At 63.9% G+C, this 19985-nt stretch carries 23 protein-coding genes; 4 read left to right on the forward strand and 19 right to left on the reverse strand.

Annotated features, from left to right (window positions below):
- Nucleotides 1-89: 89 nt before the first annotated feature.
- The 8 genes from murB to H3H51_RS15400 form a co-directional block, all read right to left on the reverse strand.
- Complete coding sequence (gene murB, locus H3H51_RS15365) at nucleotides 90-1109, reverse strand: UDP-N-acetylmuramate dehydrogenase (protein ID WP_183089948.1); 1020 nt, start codon at nucleotides 1107-1109, stop codon at nucleotides 90-92.
- Nucleotides 1106-1567, reverse strand: a complete 462-nt coding sequence (locus tag H3H51_RS15370; RefSeq protein WP_183089949.1) for a low molecular weight protein-tyrosine-phosphatase — start codon at nucleotides 1565-1567, stop codon at nucleotides 1106-1108. Before H3H51_RS15370 ends, murB begins: the two co-directional genes overlap by 4 nt.
- Nucleotides 1567-2331 carry a 3-deoxy-manno-octulosonate cytidylyltransferase gene (gene kdsB, locus H3H51_RS15375; protein ID WP_183089950.1) on the reverse strand — a complete coding sequence of 255 codons (765 nt, stop codon included), beginning with the start codon at nucleotides 2329-2331 and terminating at the stop codon, nucleotides 1567-1569. The genes H3H51_RS15370 and kdsB overlap by 1 nt, the downstream gene beginning before the upstream one ends.
- On the reverse strand, nucleotides 2332-2517 hold the full coding sequence (locus H3H51_RS15380; protein ID WP_183089951.1) for a Trm112 family protein: 186 nt from the start codon (nucleotides 2515-2517) through the stop codon (nucleotides 2332-2334).
- A gap of 39 nt (nucleotides 2518-2556) precedes the next feature.
- On the reverse strand, nucleotides 2557-3561 hold the full coding sequence (gene lpxK, locus H3H51_RS15385) for a tetraacyldisaccharide 4'-kinase (RefSeq protein WP_183089952.1): 1005 nt from the start codon (nucleotides 3559-3561) through the stop codon (nucleotides 2557-2559).
- The gene (locus tag H3H51_RS15390) at nucleotides 3561-4004 is read right to left on the reverse strand and encodes an ExbD/TolR family protein (RefSeq protein ID WP_183089953.1); all 444 of its coding nucleotides are present in this window, start codon (nucleotides 4002-4004) and stop codon (nucleotides 3561-3563) included. The genes lpxK and H3H51_RS15390 overlap by 1 nt, the downstream gene beginning before the upstream one ends.
- On the reverse strand, nucleotides 4001-4636 hold the full coding sequence (locus H3H51_RS15395) for a MotA/TolQ/ExbB proton channel family protein (protein WP_183089954.1): 636 nt from the start codon (nucleotides 4634-4636) through the stop codon (nucleotides 4001-4003). The genes H3H51_RS15390 and H3H51_RS15395 overlap by 4 nt, the downstream gene beginning before the upstream one ends.
- Before the next feature lie 72 nt (nucleotides 4637-4708).
- Nucleotides 4709-6934 (reverse strand): DNA internalization-related competence protein ComEC/Rec2, encoded by a 2226-nt coding sequence (locus tag H3H51_RS15400; protein WP_183089955.1) that lies wholly within the window; start codon nucleotides 6932-6934, stop codon nucleotides 4709-4711.
- 115 nt (nucleotides 6935-7049) lie between these two features.
- Here H3H51_RS15400 and H3H51_RS15405 point away from each other — a divergent pair, with 115 nt between their 5' ends.
- Nucleotides 7050-7580 (forward strand): DUF2062 domain-containing protein, encoded by a 531-nt coding sequence (locus tag H3H51_RS15405; RefSeq protein ID WP_183089956.1) that lies wholly within the window; start codon nucleotides 7050-7052, stop codon nucleotides 7578-7580.
- A gap of 50 nt (nucleotides 7581-7630) precedes the next feature.
- On the opposite strand, the gene H3H51_RS15410 is transcribed toward H3H51_RS15405, so the two are convergent.
- The 3 genes from H3H51_RS15410 to H3H51_RS15420 are packed head-to-tail and all read right to left on the reverse strand — an operon-like array spanning nucleotide 7631 to nucleotide 10810.
- The gene (locus tag H3H51_RS15410; RefSeq protein WP_183089957.1) at nucleotides 7631-8875 is read right to left on the reverse strand and encodes a lipoprotein-releasing ABC transporter permease subunit; all 1245 of its coding nucleotides are present in this window, start codon (nucleotides 8873-8875) and stop codon (nucleotides 7631-7633) included.
- 2 nt (nucleotides 8876-8877) lie between these two features.
- On the reverse strand, nucleotides 8878-9561 hold the full coding sequence (gene lolD / locus H3H51_RS15415; RefSeq protein ID WP_183089958.1) for a lipoprotein-releasing ABC transporter ATP-binding protein LolD: 684 nt from the start codon (nucleotides 9559-9561) through the stop codon (nucleotides 8878-8880).
- Entirely contained in the window at nucleotides 9554-10810 is a 1257-nt protein-coding gene (locus H3H51_RS15420; RefSeq protein WP_183089959.1) for a lipoprotein-releasing ABC transporter permease subunit, read from the reverse strand. Before H3H51_RS15420 ends, lolD begins: the two co-directional genes overlap by 8 nt.
- Before the next feature lie 93 nt (nucleotides 10811-10903).
- Between H3H51_RS15420 and H3H51_RS15425 the strand changes: the two genes are divergently transcribed.
- Genes H3H51_RS15425 through H3H51_RS15435 form a run of 3 tightly spaced genes read left to right on the forward strand, consistent with a single transcriptional unit; the run spans nucleotide 10904 to nucleotide 12488 of the window.
- Nucleotides 10904-11482, forward strand: a complete 579-nt coding sequence (locus H3H51_RS15425; RefSeq protein WP_183089960.1) for a PilZ domain-containing protein — start codon at nucleotides 10904-10906, stop codon at nucleotides 11480-11482.
- Nucleotides 11479-11772: a phosphodiesterase gene (locus H3H51_RS15430; protein WP_183089961.1), complete on the forward strand. Its 294-nt coding sequence runs from the start codon at nucleotides 11479-11481 to the stop codon at nucleotides 11770-11772. Before H3H51_RS15425 ends, H3H51_RS15430 begins: the two co-directional genes overlap by 4 nt.
- Nucleotides 11769-12488 (forward strand): glycerophosphodiester phosphodiesterase, encoded by a 720-nt coding sequence (locus H3H51_RS15435; protein ID WP_183089962.1) that lies wholly within the window; start codon nucleotides 11769-11771, stop codon nucleotides 12486-12488. The genes H3H51_RS15430 and H3H51_RS15435 overlap by 4 nt, the downstream gene beginning before the upstream one ends.
- 249 nt (nucleotides 12489-12737) lie before the next feature.
- Here the strand turns inward: H3H51_RS15435 and sthA are convergent, their stop codons facing one another.
- The 8 genes from sthA to H3H51_RS15475 all read right to left on the reverse strand — a co-directional run bounded on the left by sthA (nucleotide 12738) and on the right by H3H51_RS15475 (nucleotide 19984).
- Nucleotides 12738-14132, reverse strand: a complete 1395-nt coding sequence (gene sthA / locus H3H51_RS15440; protein WP_183089963.1) for a Si-specific NAD(P)(+) transhydrogenase — start codon at nucleotides 14130-14132, stop codon at nucleotides 12738-12740.
- A 119-nt stretch (nucleotides 14133-14251) separates the two neighbouring features.
- Nucleotides 14252-14485 (reverse strand): (Na+)-NQR maturation NqrM, encoded by a 234-nt coding sequence (gene nqrM, locus H3H51_RS15445; RefSeq protein WP_183089964.1) that lies wholly within the window; start codon nucleotides 14483-14485, stop codon nucleotides 14252-14254.
- Nucleotides 14482-15492: an FAD:protein FMN transferase gene (locus H3H51_RS15450; protein ID WP_328803672.1), complete on the reverse strand. Its 1011-nt coding sequence runs from the start codon at nucleotides 15490-15492 to the stop codon at nucleotides 14482-14484. Before H3H51_RS15450 ends, nqrM begins: the two co-directional genes overlap by 4 nt.
- A complete protein-coding gene (nqrF, locus tag H3H51_RS15455) occupies nucleotides 15485-16711 on the reverse strand; it encodes an NADH:ubiquinone reductase (Na(+)-transporting) subunit F (protein WP_183090224.1) in 1227 nt (408 codons plus the stop codon). Before nqrF ends, H3H51_RS15450 begins: the two co-directional genes overlap by 8 nt.
- Nucleotides 16712-16718: 7 nt before the next feature.
- Nucleotides 16719-17327 (reverse strand): NADH:ubiquinone reductase (Na(+)-transporting) subunit E, encoded by a 609-nt coding sequence (gene nqrE, locus H3H51_RS15460; RefSeq protein WP_183089965.1) that lies wholly within the window; start codon nucleotides 17325-17327, stop codon nucleotides 16719-16721.
- Nucleotides 17327-18001 (reverse strand): NADH:ubiquinone reductase (Na(+)-transporting) subunit D, encoded by a 675-nt coding sequence (locus tag H3H51_RS15465; RefSeq protein WP_183090226.1) that lies wholly within the window; start codon nucleotides 17999-18001, stop codon nucleotides 17327-17329. The genes nqrE and H3H51_RS15465 overlap by 1 nt, the downstream gene beginning before the upstream one ends.
- Complete coding sequence (locus H3H51_RS15470) at nucleotides 17998-18783, reverse strand: Na(+)-translocating NADH-quinone reductase subunit C (RefSeq protein WP_183089966.1); 786 nt, start codon at nucleotides 18781-18783, stop codon at nucleotides 17998-18000. Before H3H51_RS15470 ends, H3H51_RS15465 begins: the two co-directional genes overlap by 4 nt.
- Entirely contained in the window at nucleotides 18776-19984 is a 1209-nt protein-coding gene (locus H3H51_RS15475; protein WP_183089967.1) for an NADH:ubiquinone reductase (Na(+)-transporting) subunit B, read from the reverse strand. The genes H3H51_RS15470 and H3H51_RS15475 overlap by 8 nt, the downstream gene beginning before the upstream one ends.
- Nucleotide 19985: the final 1 nt, after the last annotated feature.

The following is a 19985-nucleotide window of genomic DNA, read 5'->3' on the forward strand; positions in this document are numbered from 1 at the left end:
GTAATAAAAAGGGGATGCCACTGGCATCCCCTTTTTTATTGCGCCTCGAACAGCAAGCGACGGCTATCAGGACTCGCCAATGGCCGGTTTCAGAGCACGTTCGGCTCGATCTCCAACTGCACGCCAAAGCGCGCGACGATATCGGCCTGGATACGCAACGCCAGCGCCAACAACTGGCCACCCGTGGCGGTGCCATAGTTGACCAGCACCAGGGCCTGCAAGCGGTGCACGCCGGCATCCCCATCGCGAAAGCCCTTCCAGCCTGCCCGCTCGATCAGCCAGCCTGCCGCCAGCTTGACCATGCCCTCGCCTACCGGATAGCTGACCAGGTCGGCATGCTCGGCACGAATGCGCTCCGCCAGCTCGACCGACACCAGCGGGTTCTTGAAGAAGCTACCGGCATTGCCCAGCACGGCCGGATCGGGCAGTTTCTCGCTGCGGATAGCACAGATGGCCCGACTGACATCGCTCGGCGTCGGCGTGTCGATACCTTCGGCCTGCAGACGCTGGCGTACCGGACCGTAATCCAGGTGCAGGCCGGCCTGGCGACTGAGGGCAAACCGCACCCGCAGGATCAGCCAGCGCCCCGGCTGCTGCTTGAACAGGCTGTCACGGTAGGCGAAGGCGCACTCTTCCAGGCCGAATTCACGCAGTTCGCCACTCTGGCGATCCAGCGCGGTCAGGCCGGCGAACACATCCTTGATCTCCACCCCATAGGCGCCGATGTTCTGCATCGGCGCCGCACCGACGGTGCCCGGGATCAGGCTGAGGTTTTCCAACCCGGCCAACCCCTGCTGCAGGCTCCACTGGACAAACGGATGCCAGGACTCGCCAGCTTCAGCCTCAACCAGCACCCGCTCGCCTTCTTCACCGAGAATGCGCAGACCGCGACTGGCCATGCGCACGACCAGCGCCTCGACGTCACCGGTCAGCAACAAGTTGCTGCCGCCGCCGATCACCAGCAGCGGCAGGTTGCGCTGTTCGGCCAGCGCCAGGGCTTCACGCACCTGATCGTCGTCAGCCGCCTCGGCATACAGCCGAGCACGCACATCCACACCAAAGGTGTTGAATGGTTTGAGCGAAAGGTTCTCGTGCAGATGCAGGCTCACAGGCGCCCCTTGATCTCGACCAGCAACGCAGCGCTGGCCTGCTCGATCAGGTCGAGAACCTGGGCAAAACCGTCTGCACCGCCGTAATAAGGGTCCGGTACTTCATCCAGTTCCAGCTGGTAGCGACGCAGGAACAGATCCAGCTCGGCACCACCGGCCGGGCGCAGCGCCTGCAGGCGGGCCAGGTTGTCATGATCCATGGCCAGAACCAGATCGAAGCGACTGAAATCCTCAGCCGTCACCTGGCGCCCACGCAGAGCAGACAGGTCATAGCCGCGCTGGGCCGCTGCCTGTTGCGAGCGACCATCCGGCGCCTTGCCCACGTGCCAGTCGCCGGTCCCGGCCGAATCCACCTGCACCAGCTCCTCCAGCCCCGCTTCGCGCAAGCGCTGGCGGAACACCGCCTCGGCGGTCGGCGAGCGGCAGATATTACCCATGCAGACGAACAGGACGCGCATCAGGCACCCAGCAGGCGACGAACCCGCTCCAGGTCTTCCGGGGTGTCCACACCTGCGGCCGGGGCCTCCAGGGCATCCGCCACATGGATGCGCACCCCGTGCCAGAGCGCGCGTAGCTGCTCCAGGCACTCGGTGTCTTCCAGCCAGCACGGGCCCCAGGCAACGAAGTCATGCAGAAAGCCTGCACGGTAGGCATAGATGCCGATATGGCGACGATACGGCACGCCGGCCGGCAGCGCGTCGCGGTTCTTGGCGAAGGCATCGCGGGCCCAGGCCAGCGGCGCGCGACTGAAGGTCAGGGCCAGGCCAGTCTTGTCGCTGACCACCTTGACCACGTTCGGATTGAACAAAGCCTGCACGTCGTCGATCGGCTCGGCCAGGGTGGCGATACCAGCCTGCGGGTTGGCCGCCAGGTTGGCCGCCACCTGATCGATGATGCTCGGCGGAATCAAAGGCTCGTCACCCTGCACGTTGACCACGATGGCATCGGCAGCCAGGCCGAGCTGCGCGGCCACTTCGGCCAGGCGGTCGGTGCCGGAGTTGTGATCGACACGGGTCAGCAGCACTTCGGCGCCGAAGCCCTGGCAGGCTTCAAGGATGCGCGCATCGTCAGTGGCCACCACCACGCGAGTGGCGCTGCTTTTTCTCGCCTGCTCCCAGACGTGCTGGACCATGGGCTTGCCGGCGATGTCCTGCAGCGGCTTGCCGGGCAAGCGGCTGGAGGCAAAACGGGCCGGAATGACGACGGTGAAGGTGGCAGTCATTTACTTGTCCAGGCGCTCGTCGACGTTGAGAGTGCGCGCCTCGCTCTCCAGCATCACCGGGATGCCGTCGCGAATCGGGTAGGCCAGGCCAGCGCCTTTGCTGATCAGCTCGGATTTGTCTTCACTGAGTTGCAGCGGGCCCTTGCAGACAGGGCAGGCCAGGATATCGAGCAGTTTGGGATCCATGGGAATAGTCCTTGGAGAGAGGAGAAAACAGCAGAAAACTCAGGCCTGCGACGCAACCAGCCGGGTCAGCTGCGCATCCAGCCAGGCGACGAAAGCCGGCGAAGGCGCCGCATCCACCGCCAGGTACCACCAGGTATCGGCGGCAAAGGCTCGGCACTTCACCGCATCTTTCTCGGTCATCAGCAACGGCAACTCGGGGCTGAACCGCAGCAACTCGGCGCTGTAACTGGCGTGGTCGGCGAATGGATGGGCGATTGGGCGCCAGTTTAGCGCCTCGAGGGTATTGAAGAAACGCTGCGGGTTTCCAATGCCGGCGACCGCATGCACCTGCTGCCCCGGTGCGAAGTGATCCAGCGGCATGCGCGCGCCGCTGCGCAGGTTGACCAGGGCCGTTGGCTGCAGGCGAAAGGCAAATCCTTCGGCGCTATCGGCCACGGCGCCATTGAACAGCACGGCATCTACGTCGGCGAGACGCTCGACCGGCTCGCGCAACGGCCCGGCCGGCAGACAACGGCGATTGCCCAGGCCACGAGCGGCATCGATCAATACCAGTTCGAGGTCGCGAGCCAGGCGGTAATGCTGCAGGCCGTCGTCACACAGGATCAGGTCCAGCGGCTCCTGCGCCAGCAGGGCCTCTACAGCGCGAGCGCGCTGCGGGTCGATCATCAGTGGCACACCCGTGCGCTGCACGATCAGCAGCGGTTCGTCGCCCGCCTCGGCTGCAGTATGCTCGGCACGCACCCGCCAGGGCAGTTGTGGCGGTTGCGCGCCATAACCGCGACTGACCACGCCGACGCGCAGGCCGCGCGCGCGGCAATGTTCGATCAACCAGAGAATAAGCGGGGTCTTGCCGGTACCACCGACGGTGATGTTGCCCACCACCAGGATCGGCACCGGCGCTCGGTAGATATCACCCTGCCCGGCGAGAAAGGCACGGCGCTTGCCCTGCACCACCCGTCGGTACAACCACTCCAGCGGGCGCAACAGCATCAGGGCTGGATGGCCACGGTACCAGGCGTCGAGCAGGCGATCGGAGAGCGCCATCAGGGTTGCGCCGCTGCGGCCTCGACCGTGGTCATGCGCAGATGGCTGAAGCCCAGCTTGCCAGCCGCATCCATCGCAGTGATCACCGACTGGTGGGTGGTCTTGGCATCCGCACTGATGGTCAGCGGCAAGCTGTTGTCGCCGCCCGACTCCTGCCCCAGCGCACTGACCAGAGTGGCCAGGTCACTGGTCGCCAGCGCCTGGCCGTTGAGCGAATACTGGCCGTCGGCGGCGATACTCAGCTCCAGGGTCTTCAGCTCGGTTTCCTGTGGCGGTGTACCGCTGACCGCCTCAGGCAATTCGATCTTCAACTGCGTAGGGCGGCTGAAGGTGGTGGTCACCACGAAGAACAGCAGCAACACGAAGATCACGTCGATCAGCGAGGTCAGGTTGAGGAATACCTCTTCCCGGGCGACACCACCGGCTCTGCGTCGGAACTTCACGCTTTGGCGTCCGCTGTGAAGTCCACCTCGCGATCGCCCTGCACCACTTCCACCAGCTTGATCGCCTCCTGCTCCATGGCCACCACCAGCTCATCGACCCGGCGCAGCAGGTAACGGTGGAAGAACACCGCAGGGATCGCCACGATCAGGCCGGCCGCCGTAGTCACCAGCGCCTTGGCGATACCGCTGGCGAGGATCGGCGCGTTGGCCATGCCGTTGTCCATGAAGCCGCTGAAGATCTCGATCATGCCGAACACCGTGCCCAGCAGCCCCAGCAGCGGCGCCATCGCGGCGATGGTGCCGAGGGCGTTGAGGTAGCGTTCCAGCTCATGGATAACCCGGCTGGCGGCCTCTTCGATGCACTCTTTCATGATCTCGCGACCATGCTTGGAGTTGGCCAGGCCGGCAGCCAGCACCTCACCCAGCGGCGAGGACGCGCGCAGTTCCTTGAGCTTCTGACTGTTGAGCTGTTTGTCCTTGATCATGCGCCAGACCTGGCCCAGCAGGTGCGGTGGCGAAATCCGGCTGATGCGCAGCGTCCATAGGCGTTCGGCGACGATGCCGGCAGCAGTGATGGAACACAGAATGATCGGCAGCATCATCCAGCCGCCAGCTTTGACCAGTTCCCACACGGTTGTGCATCCCCCTCGGAAAAGTGGCGCCACTCTAGCATAGGGTCGGCGCCCAGCAGACCACCCCGGTTCTCATTTTTCCCGCCAGAAGCGTGCCTGCTCACGCCAGCCACGAACCGCCTGCCGCGCGCCCAGGCGGATCTGCAGCGCACCGCTGGTGACGCTGTCATGGACCGGGATCGAGCGCGCTGCATAGCGCTGCATCACCAGCGGATGGGGATGGCCGAACGGGTTGTTCTGCCCTCGCGACAACAGCGCGGCGCGTGGCGCCACGGCGTCGAGAAAGGCCGCCGAGGAGGAACTGCGACTGCCGTGATGCGGGATCTGCAACCAGTCGGCACGCAGGTCATGCCCCGCCGCCAGCAAGCCTCGCTCGGCAGCCTGGTCGATATCGCCGGTCAGTAGCAGACTCTCGCCAGCCGCCTCGACCTTGAGCACGCAGGACGAGGCGTTACCCTCCTCTGCCCCTGCCCAGCGCCAGGTAGTGAAGCGCACGCCATCCCAGTTCCAGGTGGCGCCATCGATGCAGGCCTGCGCGTGCAAGGCCGCTGGCAGTTCAGTCGCCTCGCCGCTGAGCACCTGCGCCACCGGCAGTCCGCGCTGCACCGCCAGTGCCCCGCCGGCGTGGTCATTGTCGGCATGACTGAGCAGCATGGTGTCCACATGCCCGATACCGAGATAGCGCAACGACGGCACCACCACCCGCTCACCCAGGTCGAAATCGCCGTAGCGCGGCCCGCTGTCGTACAGCAGCACATGGCTGCGGGTACGCACCAGCACGGCCAGGCCCTGGCCGACATCCAGCTGCCATACCTCGGCCTGCCCGGCGGGCGGTAGCGTCGGTGGCGTGAACCACAGCGGTAACAGCAGGATCAGCCCCAAGGCGCGCAGCGCCACCCCAGCAGGCAGAAGCAACAAGGCACAGCCCAGCGTGACCAGCAGCCAGGCCCACCACGGCAGCGCCATCGGCAACCAGGCCGGCAGCAAAGTTGCCAGCCAGCCCAATAGCTGGAACAGCCATTCCAGCAAACCACCCGCCAGCCACAACAACCCTTCACCCACGCCCGGCACCGGCAATAGCGCCGTGCCCAGCAGCGCCAGCGGCACCACCAGGAAGCTCACCCAGGGCACCGCCAGCAAGTTGGCCAACGGGCCGCTGGCGCTGATCGGCAGACCGAGGGCGAGGAATAGCGGCAGCAAACCCAGCGCCAGGGTCCACTGCGCGCGCCACCACACCAGCCACCAGGGCCATGCGCCCAGTCGCCCGGCAAACACCAGGGCGAGCACCGCCACCGCGCCGAAGGACAACCAGAATCCCGCCTGCAGCACCGCCAGTGGCTCGACCAGCAATACCGCAACCCAGGCCAGCAGCAGCGGCTGCCAGACACCGAGATGACGAAAGCGCAGGCGCCAGAGCAACACCACGGCGATCATCACGCAGGCCCGCCGCACCGGCACCTCGAACCCCGCCAGCAAGCCGTAGCCCAGCGCACCGGCAAAGGCCAGACCGCATGCCCAGGGCAGCCAGGGTAATCGCCGTGGCCACAACCCGAGCCGCGCCAATCCGGCGATCAGCCCGTACAACACGGCCGCCAGCAGGGCCACATGCTGGCCAGAGATCACCAACAGATGCACGGTGCCGGTGGCCTGTAGCACCCGCCAGTCCGCCACGCTCAGACCCGAGTCATCGCCCAGCACCAGTGCTGCCAGGGCGCCTTGCCGGCCATGGGCATCAACCGCCAGCAGGCGCTGACGCAGCGCATCGCGCCAGGCCGACAAACCACCCGCCGGGCTCAGCCGTTCGCCCTGCTTGACCGTACCGGTGGCGCCAATACGCTGCGCCAGCAACCAGGCCTCGTAATCGAAGCCCTGCGGATTGACCAGCCCCTGCGGACGCTTGAGCCGCACCGCCAGACGCCAGCGCTCCCCGGCCTGCAAAGGCGGGCCGTCATACCAGGCCAGGCGCAACCGATCCGGCAAGGCCTGACGGCGCGCGACGGCCTGCTCCAGCTGGAAGCGCACCACTCCCTCGCGCTGCTCCGGCAAGCCGCTCACGCGCCCTTCCAGCCACAGTGTCTGGCCATCCAGTTCCGCGGGCAGACGGTCGTCCAGCGCCCACTGCGCCGACGTCACGGCCCAGCAGCAAGCGAACAGGAAAAATGCCAGGGGATAGCTGCGATAGGGCAGCAACATCAGGCCCAGCGGCAGTGCGAGCAGCACCAGCCAGGTTGGCGGTAACGCCGGTAGAACAGACAGGCTGGCCAAACCGGCCGCCAGTGCCAACATCCCTGTACGCATGCCCTCTCCTGCAATGGCGCTCATCCTGAGCCGCCGTTTCGGTGCGCCGGCCCGACGCTAGTCGCGTCAGGCTATCCGTGCATAATAGCGGCGCTTTGGTCTGCCGAGAGCCTACATGCCGCGCCACCTGTTCAAACGCTACATGCCCGATCCGGAGAGCATCCGGAGCAACAAGTCGCTGCGTTTTCTCGGCAAACTGCTGCACGACCCCAACCTCTGGCACCTCAATCGCCACTCGGTGGCCCGAGCCATGGCCATGGGCCTGTTCGCCGCTTTCGTGCCGCTCCCCATGCAGATGCTGATCGCCGCCGTGCTCGCCGTCAGCGTGCGCGCCAACCTGCCGATTTCCGTCGGCCTGGTCTGGTTGACCAACCCGTTCACCATGCCACCGGTGTTCTACTGCACCTACAAGCTCGGCAGCTGGGTCATGCAGCTGCCGCCCATCGAGTTGCCGGACAACCTCACCTGGGAATGGATCAGCGGTGAGCTGGCGCTGGTGTGGAAGCCCTTCCTGCTCGGTTCGCTGATCGCCGGCATCGCCGCCGGCGCCCTGGCCTACGGTGTGACCATGCTCTACTGGCGCTGGTGGGTCGCGCACAACTGGCGCAAGCGCGTCGAGCGACGCCGACAGAACCCCGTCCAATAAAAAACGCCGCTCATGAGCGGCGTTTTCATTTCTGGCACAACCATGTGCGATCAGTCGTAGCGCAGCGCCTCGGCCGGCTGGGTACGGGAAGCGCGCCAGGCTGGGTACAGGGTCGCGAGGAAGCTCATCAGCAGCGCCGCACCGCAGATCAGCAGCACATCCGGAGCCTGCAGGTCGGAGGGCAGGTTATTGATGAAGTACACGTCCGAGCTGAGGATGTGCGCACCGCTGACCCGCTCCAGCCAGGCCACCCAGCCGCTGACATTCAGCGCCACGATCACGCCCAGCACGCCGCCAGTCAGGGTACCGATGCCGCCAATCACCGTGCCTTGAACCATGAAGGTGCACATGATCTGCCACGGCGTCGCCCCCAGGGTGCGCAGGATGGCGATGTCCGAGCGTTTGTCGGCCACCACCATGATCAGCGTGGCGATGATGTTGAAGGCCGCCACCGCGATGATCAGCATCAGCAGCAGACCGATCATGGTCTTCTCCATCTTCATCGCGCTGAACAGGCTGCCCTGGGTGTGGGTCCAGTCGTTGGCCTTGTAGCCGGCGCCCAGGCTGGCGGCGATACGCGCCGAAACCTGCGGCGCCTGGTACAGATCCTTGAGCGCGATGCGCACGCTCTGCACCTGATCCGGGGCGATGCGCAGGATGCTCGAAGCATCGGCGATGCTGATCAGCGCGAGGCTGCCATCCAGCTCCGCACCGACCTTGAACACACCGCTCACAGTCAGCCGGTGCATGCGCGGGGTGATGCCACCGGCAGCGCCGCTGAGCTCGGGCACCACCAGGGTCAGCTTGTCGCCGACATTGAGGCGAAAGCGCCGTGCGGTGATTACACCGATCACCACGCCAAACTCGCCAGGACGCAGGTCTTCCAGACGGCCCTGAACCATGTGCTCACCGATGATCGAGACCTTTCGCTCCTGCTCGGGATCAATGCCGTTGATCTGGATCGGCTGCATGATGCCCTTGTAGGAAAACATGCCATCCAGCTCGGCAAACGGCGCCGCGCCCGTCACCTGAGGCTGCTTCATCGCCGCTGCCGCGACCGCCTGCCAGTCATCCAGCGACTTGCCGGCGCTCAGGGTGGCGTGCGGCACCATGCCGAGGATGCGCGAGCTCATTTCCTTCTGGAAACCGTTCATCACCGAGAGCACCACGATCATGGCCAGCACGCCAAGACCGAGGCCGATCATCGAGGTCAGCGAAATGAACGAGATGTAGTGATTACGCCGCTTGGCGCGGGTATAGCGGGTACCGATGAAGATCGCGAGTGGCCGGAACATGGTTAGGCAGCCACCAGCTTGCCGTCTTCCAGACGCAACACCCGATCCATCTGCTGGGCCAGCTGCAGGTCGTGGGTTACCACCAGAAAGGCGGTGCGCGACGACAGGCTCAGCTCGCGCATCAGCTCCTGGATTCCCTGGGCGGTGTGGTGGTCGAGGTTGCCGGTCGGCTCGTCGAGCAGCACCAGCGCCGGCTGGTTGACCAGGGCACGGGCGATGGCCACGCGCTGACGCTCACCACCAGACAGCTCAGCCGGCTTGTGACTCAGGCGATGGCCCAGGCCAACCCGATCCAGCAAGGCAACGGCGCGCTGGCGAGCCTCGGCAATCGGCGTCTTGCCGATCAGCAGCGGCATGCAGACGTTTTCCAGCGCGGTGAACTCCGGCAACAGGTGATGGAACTGGTAGACGAAGCCCAGCGCGCGGTTGCGCAGCAGGCCACGGGCCTTCTCGTTCAAGGCGGACAGCTCCTCGCCGGCCAGCCACACGCTGCCCTGGCTTGGGGTATCCAGGCCGCCGAGCATGTTCAGCAGGGTGCTCTTGCCAGAGCCGGAGCTGCCAACGATGGCAACCCGCTCACCCGGCAACAACTCCAGTTCCACGCTGGTCAGCACCTCGACCGTCTGCGGGCCTTCTTCGTAGCTCTTGCCGAGGTTGCGGCAACTCAGAACAGCCTTATCACTCATAACGCAAAGCCTCCGCAGGCTGGATGCGCGCCGCGCGCCAGGCCGGATAAAGGGTGGCAAGAAAACTCAGGATCAACGCGGCGCCGCAGACCAGCAGCACGTCATTCAACTGCACCTGCGAGGGCAGGTAATCGATGAAATACACCTCGGCATTGAGGAACTGGATGCCCAGCGCACCCTCCAGCCATTTGATCGCGGCACTGACATTCAGCGCCGCCAGCACGCCCAGCGCGCCACCGATCAGGGTGCCGACCACGCCGATCACGGTGCCCTGCACCATGAACGTCAGCATGATCTGCCGTGGCGTGGCACCCAGGGTGCGCAGGATGGCGATATCCGACTGCTTGTCGGTAACCACCATCACCAGGGTGGAAATGATGTTGAACGCCGCCACCGCAACGATCAGCAGCAGCAGCAGGCCGATCATCGCCTTCTCCATGCGAATCGCCTGGTACAGGTTGCCGTGGGAACGGGTCCAGTCACCGGCAAACAGCTCGTCGGCGCGCAGCTCGTTGACCAGTTGCCAGGTTACTTGCGGCGCCTGGAACAGGTCGCGCAGCTTGAGGCGCACGCCCTGCACTTCGCCCTGCTTAAGGCGCAGCAGGCGACCGGCGTCCTGCACATGGACCATGGCCACATGGCCGTCGATCTCGCCGGCGCCGACATGGAAGATACCGACTACCGAGAAACGCTTCATGCGCGGGAACATCCCGGCGGGCGTCACCGCCACTTCCGGGGCGACGAAGGTGACCTTGTCGCCCAGCGCCAGGCCGAGCTTCTTCGCCGCCATATCGCCGACGATGATGCCGAAGGTGCCGGGCTCAAGGGCCTCGAGAGAACCCTGATCCTTGAGGAAGAAGTCACCGATGATCGACACCTTGCGCTCTTCCAGCGGGTCGATGGCGTTGATCAGCACCTTCTGCACCTGGCCGTTGTTGGTCAGCAGGCCCTGCATCTGGGTGAATGGCGCCACGGCCAGCACCTGTGGATGCTCGGCAACGCGCGCGGCAATCTGCTTCCAGTCCTTGAGCGGCTGGCTGCCTTCGAGCGTGGCGTGCGGCACCATGCCCAGAACGCGAGTGCGCATTTCACGGTCAAAACCATTCATCACCGACAGCACGACAATCATTACCAGCACGCCCAGGGCGAGGCCGATGATCGAGGTAAGGGAGATGAAGGAAACAAACAGGTTGCGGCGCTTGGCCCGCGTGTAACGCAAGCCGATAAAGAACGGCAGAGGTCTGAACATGAGAGAGGTTCGCTGGCGAAAGGGGGACGTCCTTGTGGCGGGGCTTGGCGAGCAGCTTTACACTCAGACCACCACTGCTGCCACGGGTTCGCCATGTCGTATCTAGACGCCGATGATCGCCGCGAATACTACCGTATCGAGGATACGATCGCACTGGATTTCAGCCTGCTGTCCGGGCCTGAAGCCCAGGCTACGGAGCCTTTGCACGACGGCTCGTCGCCGCTGTTCAACCTGCTCAGTGACCTGCATCTGATGGACTTCGAGTCGCAGCATCTGCTGCGCCACATCAGCGAGCGCGATCGCACCCTGGCCAACTACCTGAAGGTGATGAACAAGCGCATCGACCTGCTCGGCCAGGCCGTCGCCCAGAGCCTGCTGCAGGATATCGGCGCGCCGCGTCAGGTCTCCCTGTCCGAAGGCGGCCTGAGCTTCAACCACTCCAAAGCCGTCGCACCCGGCAGCCACCTGGCGTTGAAAATGGTGCTGATGCCGCAGGCACTTGGCTTGCTGCTGCGCGCACAGGTGATGCATTGCCAGGCGCGTGACGATGGCCAGTTCGAGATCGGCACCGAGTTCGAAGCCCTCACTGACGCCCAGCGCCAGTTGCTCGCCCGCCATATCCTGCAGAAGCAGGCCCTGGAGCGCCGCCTGGCCCGGGAGCAGCAGCGATGAAACACGTCCTGCTGCTTCTGGCCCTGAGCCTGCCGTTGGTAGTCCACGCCGAAACCATCGAAATCCCGATTGGCGCGCAAGGCCCGAGCGACATCGTGCTGCCCACGCGCGGCGAATCGAAACATGCCGTGCTGGAGCGCTACGGCCTGGCTGACGAAGAGCACGCCGCCGTCGGCCAGCCACCCATCACCCGCTGGGACTATCGCGATTTCAGCGTGTACTTCGAATACGACCACGTGGTCGACAGCGTTCTGCACCATCAGCCCCGCTACCTGAAGGAACAACAGTGACCCTTATCTACGGCCACCGCGGCGCCAAGGGCGAAGCACCGGAAAATACCCTCACCAGCTTCAAGCAATGTCTCGAACACGGCGTCCGGCATTGCGAGCTGGACTTGCACCTATCCCGTGACGGCCAGTTGATGGTGATCCACGACCCCTCCCTGAAACGCACCACCGGCCGCCGCGGCAAGGTGGTCGAGCACAGCGCGGCGGAGCTGGTTGGCTACGACGCACGCCACGGCGGCCCGGGCTGGAAAACGTCCTGCCCGATCCCAACCCTCGAGCAACTGTTCGAGCAGTGCGATTTCGAACACTGGCAACTGGAAGTCAAAAGCGCCTCGCGGGTGCGCGCCGCACGCACCGTACTGGCCATCCAGGCGCTCGCCGAACGCTTCGGCAACAAGGACCGCATCACCGTCACCAGCAGTTCGCGCGAAGTCCTGCGCGCCCTCAAGCGCCTGGCGCCAGAGATGTCGCGCGGCCTGGTCGCCGAGTACAACTGGCTCGACCCGCTGAAAGTGGCCGCGCATTACGGCTGCAGCATGCTCGCGCTGAACTGGACGCTGTGCACCCCAGAGCGCCTGGCCAAGGCACAGAAGGCTGGCCTGCATGTGACGGTGTGGACGGTCAACGAGCCCGCCCTGATGCGCCGCCTCGCCGACTTCGGCGTGGACAGCATCATCACCGACTTCCCCGGCCTGGCCGTGGATACGCTCAAGCGCTAGCCTCCAATCCCCTCTCCCTCCGGGAGAGGGCTAGGGTGAGGGGCAGGCGACGTACTTCGAGCGGCCGGCAGCATCCCTCACCCCCGGCCCCTCTCCCGGAGGGAGAGGGGAGAAAGCAAAAACCGGCCTCATGGGCCGGTTTTTTTGTTGTATCGCCTGGTCAGAAGCTCTCCCGGTTAGGCCAGCGCCACTCGCGGGAATCGCTGAAGGGATCTACCCCGACCGGCTCAGGCCACCGGTCGGAGCCGGTCAAAAAAGCCGGTTGAGACCGTCGAACGCCGCCACCCGATAGGCTTCGGCCATGGTCGGGTAGTTGAAGGTGGTGTTGACGAAGTACTTGATGCTGTTCGCCTCGCCCTTCTGGTTCATGATCGCCTGGCCGATGTGGACGATCTCCGAGGCCTGGTAGCCGAAGCAGTGCACGCCGAGGATTTCCAGGGTATCGCGGTGGAACAGGATCTTCAGCATGCCCACCGGCTCGAAGGAAATCTGCGCCCGCGCCATGCTCTTGAAGAAGGCCTTGCCCACCTCATAAGGGATCTTGGCCTGGGTCAGCTCCTTCTCGTTCTTGCCGATCGAGCTGATCTCCGGAATGGTGTAGATGCCGGTCGGCACGTCATTGACGAAGCGCCAGCTGTCGTTCTCCACCACGCTGCCAGCGGCCGAGCGGCCCTGGTCATAGGCAGCGCTGGCCAGGCTCGGCCAGCCGATAACGTCACCGGCGGCGTAGATGTTCGACACCGAGGTGCGGTAGTGCTGGTCGACCTCGATCTGCCCACGGCTGTTGACCTTGATGCCAATGTTTTCCAGGCCCAGCTTGTCGGTGTTGCCGGTCCGGCCATTGCACCAGAGCAAGGCGTCGGCCTTGATCTTCTTGCCGGACTTGAGGTGCAGGATCACCCCGCTCTCCACGCCCTCGATGCGCTCGTAGTCCTCGTTGTGACGGATCAGCACATTGTTGTTGCGCAGGTGGTAGCTCAGCGCATCGGAGATTTCGTCGTCGAGGAAACTGAGCAGTTGATCGCGGTTGTCGATCAGGTCGACCAGCACACCCAGGCCACTGAAGATCGAGGCGTACTCGGAACCGATCACCCCGGCGCCGTAAATGATCAGGCGGCGCGGTGTGTGAGTCAGGCTGAGGATGGTGTCGCTGTCGTAGACACGCGGGTGATGGAAGTCGATATCGGCCGGACGATACGGGCGCGAACCAGTGGCGATGATGACCTGCTTGGCCACCAGCTTTTCCACCACACCACTCGGGCACACCACTTCCACGGTCTGCTCGTCGGCGAAACTGGCGGTGCCGAAGAACACATCGATGCGGTTGCGGGCGTAGTAGCTGGTGCGCGAGGCAACCTGCTTGTCGATCACCCGCTCGGCGCTTTTCAGCACGTCGGGGAAGGAGAACCAGCGCGGCTCGCCGATCTGGCGGAACAGCGGATTGGTGTTGTACTGCATGATCTGCCGCACCGAGTGGCGCAGGGCTTTGGAAGGAATGGTGCCGAGGTGGGTGCAGTTGCCGCCAACCTGTGGGCGGTTGTCGACCACCGCCACCTTGCGCCCCGCCTTGGCGGCGTTCATCGCCGCGCCTTCACCCGCAGGGCCGGAACCCAGCACCACCACGTCGTAGTTGTAGACCGCCATGCTTACTCCTCATCACGCACCAGACGCCCTCTACGGGACGCTGGACAAGGCTGCGGCACCCCATGGCCACAGCACTCAAATCATCGGCCCAGCTTAATCAGGCCATTTCGCGGCGCACATTAGCGCTTGGTCGCGTCGTAGGCGAGCTTTGAATTCACTACATCGCCCGCCTGCTCACGATTCACTTCTTCGCACTTCTCGCGGCTACCGCCGCAAATTGAGCATTCTTTCTCGATACCGAGGTTGGCGATGCCACCGCAGGAACCGGCGATGGGTTTGCGCCCCATGATCACACCGACCGCCATGCCCAGCACCACCAGCAACATGACGATGAATACCAGTAGCCAGGTCATTGCTTTGCTCCTGCGCCGAACTGACGCTCGAATGCCGCGGTGGCGCGGGTGGTGAAACCACTGTCGGTACGACTGACGAAGAACGCCGCCAAACCGGCTTGCTCAGCGTAGGCGAAACCCCGCTGCGGCCCTAGCACCATGAGTAAAGTCGACAGACCATCGGCGCGCAGGGTTGAAGCGTCGACAACGGTCACCGACGCCAGACGATGACTGATCGGCGCACCGATCTGTGGGTCGAGGGTATGCGAATAGCGTTTGCCGTCCTGCTCGAAATAGTTGCGGTAGTCACCGGATGTGGAAACCCCCTGGCCATCCAGCGCCAGGGTCTTCTGCGCCACCTGCTGGTCATCGCGCGGAGCCTCGATGGCGATACGCCAGGGCAAGCCATCGGGCTTACGCCCAGCCGCCTTGAGCTCACCGGTGACGTCCAGCAAGTAACTATGCACACCCAATTCGCGCAAGCGGGCAGCGATACGATCCACCGTATAACCAGCGGCGATACTGTCCAGATCGAGCTCGATAGCGGCTCGCTTGCACAGTTGAGTGCCGTCGATGTGCAGGTAGCGATGACCGACATTGGCCCGCGCCGCAGCAATCTGCGCGGCACTCGGCACCTGCGTCCCGCGTGACTGCGAACCGAAGCCCCAGAGATCCAGCAGCGGCTGGATGGTCAGGTCGAAGGCGCCATCGCTATCGCGCGACAACTGCTCACCAAAACGCACCAGTTCCAGTACTGCCGGCGGCATATCACGGCAACTGCCTGCTGGAAGACGGTTGAACACGGACAGGTCGGAATCCGCACGCCAGGTGGACATCTGCCGATCCACCTCGGCCAGCAGTGCCTCTACCTCGGCCTTGAGTGCCTGCGGCTGCGGCGTCTCCTCGCCCGCTACATATTTCAGCGAGTAGTGGCTGCCCATGGTCGGACCGCCGAATTCCTCGATCTGCTCGCCACAGCCGGCCAGCAACACGCCAGCAAGCAGAGCAAACAACGCAGTTTTAACCACCGAAATCGTCCAGCAGGATGTTCTCGCGCTCCACACCCAGGTCCAGCAGCATCTTGATCACCGCGGCGTTCATCATGGGCGGGCCGCACATGTAGAACTCGCAGTCTTCCGGTGCCGGATGGTCCTTGAGGTACTGCTCGAACAGCACGTTGTGGATAAAGCCCTTGAGGCCGGTCCAGTTGTCTTCCGGCTGCGGATCGGACAGCGCCAGGTGCCACTCGAAGTTCGGGTTCTCTGCCGCCAGCTGGTCGTATTCCTCGACATAGAAGGCCTCGCGCAGCGAGCGCGCCCCGTACCAGAAGCTGATCTTGCGCTTGGAGCCGAGGCGCTTGAGCTGGTCGAAGATGTGCGAGCGCATCGGCGCCATACCGGCACCGCCGCCGATAAAGATCATCTCGGCATCGCTGTCCTTGGCGAAGAACTCGCCGAACGGGCCGTATACCGTGACCTTGTCGCCCGGCTTGAGGCCGAATACCCAGGAGGACATCTGGCCTGGCGGCAGGTGATCCTTGCCCGGTGGCGGCGAGGCGATGCGGATGTTGAATTTGACGATGCCCTTCTCGTCCGGGTAGTTGGCCATGGAGTAGGCTCGGATCACCGGCTCGTCGACCTTGGACAGGTACTTCCACTGGTTGAACTTGTCCCAGTCGCCCCGGTACTCGGGCTGGATGTCGAAGTCCTTGTAGGCCACCTCGTGCGGCGGACATTCCAGCTGCACGTAGCCACCGGCGCGAAAGTCGACGCTCTCGCCTTCCGGCAATCTCAGCGTCAGCTCCTTGATAAAGGTGGCGACGTTGGGGTTGGACTCCACCGTGCATTCCCACTTCTTCACGCCGAACACTTCTTCCGACACTTCGATGTGCATGTCCTGCTTGACCGGGGTCTGGCACGACAGGCGCCAGCCAGCCTTGGCCTCGCGCTTGGTGAAATGCGATTCCTCGGTGGGCAGCATCTCGCCACCGCCGGACTCGACCACGCACTTGCACTGGGCGCAAGTACCGCCGCCGCCGCAAGCCGAAGAGAGGAACACGTTGTTCGCCGCCAGAGTCTGCAGCAGCTTGCCGCCGGCCGGCACGGTGAGGGTGCGCTCACCGTTGATGACGATATTCACGTCGCCGCTGGAAACCAGCTTGGCGCGCGCAGCCAGGATGATCACCACCAACGCCAGGACGATGGCGGTGAACATGCCGATGGCTAGGGAAATCTCGAAACCCATCAGGCGCTCCTTAGAGTTGAATGCCGCCGAAGGACATAAAGCCCAACGACATCAGACCGATGGTGATAAAGGTGATGCCCAGGCCCTGCAGGCCCTCTGGCACATCGCTGTACTTGAGCTTTTCGCGGATGCCAGCCAGCAGCGCGATGGCCAGGGCCCAGGAGAAACCGGAGCCGATACCGTAGGTCACGCTCTCGGCCAGGTTGTAGTCGCGCTCCACCATAAACAGCGAGCCAGCCATGATCGCGCAGTTCACCGTGATCAACGGCAGGAACACGCCGAGGGCGTTGTAGAGCGACGGCACGTACTTATCCAGGAGCATCTCGAGGATCTGCACGATGGCGGCAATCACCCCGATGTAGCTGAGCAAGCCGAGAAACGACAGGTCAACGTCCGGCAGGCCAGCCCAGGCCAGCGCGCCTTCCTTGAGCAGGTAGGTGTACAGCAGGTTGTTGGCCGGCACGGTGATGGCTTGCACCACGACCACGGCGATGCCGAGGCCAATGGCGGTTTCCACCTTCTTGGAAATGGCGATAAAGGTGCACATGCCGAGGAAGAAGGCCAAGGCCATGTTCTCGATAAACACCGCCTTCACGAACAGGCTGAGGTAGTGCTCCATCAGTAGGCCTCCTTATCCGAGACTTGCGGGGCCATGCGGAAAGCCGGGGCTTCCTTCTGCGCCGGTTTCCAGCTGCGCAGCGCCCAGATGATCAAACCAATCAGGAAGAACGCCGAAGGTGGCAACAGCAGCAGGCCGTTTGGCTGGTACCAGCCACCATCGCTGACTGTCGGCAGGATGCTGTAGCCAAGCAGCTTGCCGGCCCCGAACAGCTCGCGGAACACGCCGAGGACGATCAACATGGCGCTGTAGCCCAGGCCGTTACCGATGCCATCAAAGAACGACAGCACCGGCGGATTGGCCATGGCGAAGGCTTCGGCGCGGCCCATGACGATGCAGTTGGTGATGATCAGGCCGACAAACACCGACAGCTGCTTGGCCAGGCTGAAGGCGAACGCCTTGAGCACCTGATCGACCACGATCACCAAGGACGCAATGATCACCATCTGCACGATCATGCGGATCGAGCTGGGGATCTGGCTGCGAATCATCGAGATAAACAGGTTGGAGAAGCCGGTCACCAGGGTCAGGGCGATCGACATTACCAGCGCGGTCTTGAGGTTGGAGGTCACCGCCAGGGCCGAACAGATACCGAGGATCTGCAGGCCGATGGGGTTGTTGTGCACGATCGGGTCGAGCAACACGCTCTTGATGGTGGGTTGCGACATGCTTATGCCTCCCCTTTCTTAAGGTTGGCCAGCAACGGGCCGAAGCCGCTCTCACCCAGCCAGAAATGCAGCAGGTTGTTCACGCCCTTGCTGGTCAGCGTGGCACCGGCCAGGCCATCGACCTGGTGCGTGGCCTTGGCCGACTGCGGATCGACACTGCCCTTGATGATTTCCACGGCCAGTAGCCCCTGCTCATCGAAAAGGGTCTTGCCGGCCCACAGCGCCTTCCACTTCGGATTGTCCACCTCGCCGCCCAGACCCGGGGTCTCACCGTGCTGGTAGAAACCGAAGCCAACCACGGTATTGAGGTCGCCCTTGATGGCGATAAAGCCGTGCAGGGTCGACCACAGGCCGTAACCGCGCACCGGCAAAATCAGGGTGTCGAGCTGGCCGTCGGTTTCCACCATATACACGGTGGAAAGCCGCTCGCGGCGCTTGATCGAGGCGATGTCCTGCGGCCCGGCGAGGGCATCGGACAGCGCTGGATCCTTGGCTGCCTTGAGTGGGTCGAAGCTGGCGGCGTCCTCGGCATCGCTGAATGCGCCGGTCTGCAGGTCAACCACGCGGGCCTTGATGCGCTCGGCATACAGCGCCTTGATCGCGGCGGCCGACATGCCCTCCTCGCCCAAACCAGCAATCGCCAGGATGCTGCGTTGCTTGTCCAGCTGGCGGTTTTCCACCTGGGTCGGTTTCAGCGCCACCGCTGCGCCGGCGACGAAAACCGAGCAGACCAGGCACACCAGTACCGCCACAGTCAGGGTGCGGACGGTCGATTCTTGCTTAGCCACGGGCGAGCCTCCGCTTGATATTGGCCTGCACGACGAAGTGGTCGATCAGCGGTGCGCAGAGGTTGGCGAACAGAATCGCCAGCATCATGCCTTCCGGGAAGGCCGGGTTGACCACACGGATCAGCACCACCATCACCCCGATCAGCGCGCCGAACAGCCACTTGCCAGTGTTGGTCATGGACGCCGACACCGGGTCGGTGGCCATAAAGATCATGCCAAAGGCGAAACCGCCGACCACCAGGTGCCAGTGCCAGGGCATCGAGAACATCGGATTGCTGTCTGAGCCGATGAGGTTGAACAAGTAGCTCATGGCGATCATGCCCAGCATCACGCCACTGACGATGCGCCAGGAGGCAATCTTGCTCAGCAGCAGGAAGGCACCGCCGATAAAGATCGCCAGCACGCTGGTCTCGCCCATGGAGCCATGCTCCAGGCCGACGAATGCGCCCCACCAGCTCAGGCCATTGGCCGTCACCTGCTCGATGCCGCCAGACGCAGCTACGGAAAGCGCAGTGGCACCGGCATAGCCGTCCACAGCAGTCCACACCGCATCACCGGAGATGTCCGCCGGGTAGGCGAAGAACAGGAAGGCGCGGCCAACCAGGGCCGGGTTAAGGAAGTTCTTGCCGGTGCCGCCGAACACTTCCTTGCCGATCACCACGCCGAAGCTGATACCAAGCGCCACCTGCCACAGCGGGATATCCGGCGGCAGGGTCAGGGCGAACAGTACGGAAGTGACGAAGAAACCTTCGTTAACCTCATGCCGGCGGATAGAGGCGAACAGCACCTCCCAGAAACCGCCGACGATAAAGGTGACCAAGTACACCGGCAGGAAATACGCCGCGCCTTGGATAAAGCAATCCCACAGGCTGTTTGGATCAAAGCCGGCGAGCAGGCCGATCAGGCCGAAACGCCAGCCATCCTGGGCGGCCAGCAGTTCGGGGTTGGCGGCCATGAGGCTGTTGGCCTGAAAACCGATGTTCCACATGCCGAAGAACATCGCCGGCAGGGTGCAAAACCACACCGTCATCATCATGCGCTTGAGGTCGATGCCGTCACGCACGTGGGCGGTGGTCTTGGTCACGCTGCCCGGGCGGTAGAAGAAGGTGTCGACGGCTTCATACAGTGCATACCACTTCTCGAAGCGGCCACCCTGTTCGAAGTTGTGCTCGATCTTGTCGAGGAATTTACGCAAGGACATT

Origin of the sequence: Aquipseudomonas ullengensis (genome assembly GCF_014174475.1) — a bacterium.
Taxonomy (GTDB): Bacteria; Pseudomonadota; Gammaproteobacteria; order Pseudomonadales; family Pseudomonadaceae; genus Aquipseudomonas; species Aquipseudomonas ullengensis.

Coding starts and splice junctions, on each gene's coding strand:
- H3H51_RS15370 (WP_183089949.1), bottom strand. CDS start 1,567: ATGCGCGTCCTGTTCGTCTGCATGGGTAATATCTGCCGCTCGCCGACC.
- kdsB (WP_183089950.1), bottom strand. CDS start 2,331: ATGACTGCCACCTTCACCGTCGTCATTCCGGCCCGTTTTGCCTCCAGC.
- H3H51_RS15380 (WP_183089951.1), bottom strand. CDS start 2,517: ATGGATCCCAAACTGCTCGATATCCTGGCCTGCCCTGTCTGCAAGGGC.
- lpxK (WP_183089952.1), bottom strand. CDS start 3,561: ATGGCGCTCTCCGATCGCCTGCTCGACGCCTGGTACCGTGGCCATCCA.
- H3H51_RS15400 (WP_183089955.1), bottom strand. CDS start 6,934: ATGCGTACAGGGATGTTGGCACTGGCGGCCGGTTTGGCCAGCCTGTCT.
- H3H51_RS15405 (WP_183089956.1), top strand. CDS start 7,050: ATGCCGCGCCACCTGTTCAAACGCTACATGCCCGATCCGGAGAGCATC.
- H3H51_RS15410 (WP_183089957.1), bottom strand. CDS start 8,875: ATGTTCCGGCCACTCGCGATCTTCATCGGTACCCGCTATACCCGCGCC.
- lolD (WP_183089958.1), bottom strand. CDS start 9,561: ATGAGTGATAAGGCTGTTCTGAGTTGCCGCAACCTCGGCAAGAGCTAC.
- H3H51_RS15420 (WP_183089959.1), bottom strand. CDS start 10,810: ATGTTCAGACCTCTGCCGTTCTTTATCGGCTTGCGTTACACGCGGGCC.
- H3H51_RS15425 (WP_183089960.1), top strand. CDS start 10,904: ATGTCGTATCTAGACGCCGATGATCGCCGCGAATACTACCGTATCGAG.
- H3H51_RS15430 (WP_183089961.1), top strand. CDS start 11,479: ATGAAACACGTCCTGCTGCTTCTGGCCCTGAGCCTGCCGTTGGTAGTC.
- sthA (WP_183089963.1), bottom strand. CDS start 14,132: ATGGCGGTCTACAACTACGACGTGGTGGTGCTGGGTTCCGGCCCTGCG.
- nqrM (WP_183089964.1), bottom strand. CDS start 14,485: ATGACCTGGCTACTGGTATTCATCGTCATGTTGCTGGTGGTGCTGGGC.
- nqrE (WP_183089965.1), bottom strand. CDS start 17,327: ATGGAGCACTACCTCAGCCTGTTCGTGAAGGCGGTGTTTATCGAGAAC.
- H3H51_RS15475 (WP_183089967.1), bottom strand. CDS start 19,984: ATGTCCTTGCGTAAATTCCTCGACAAGATCGAGCACAACTTCGAACAG.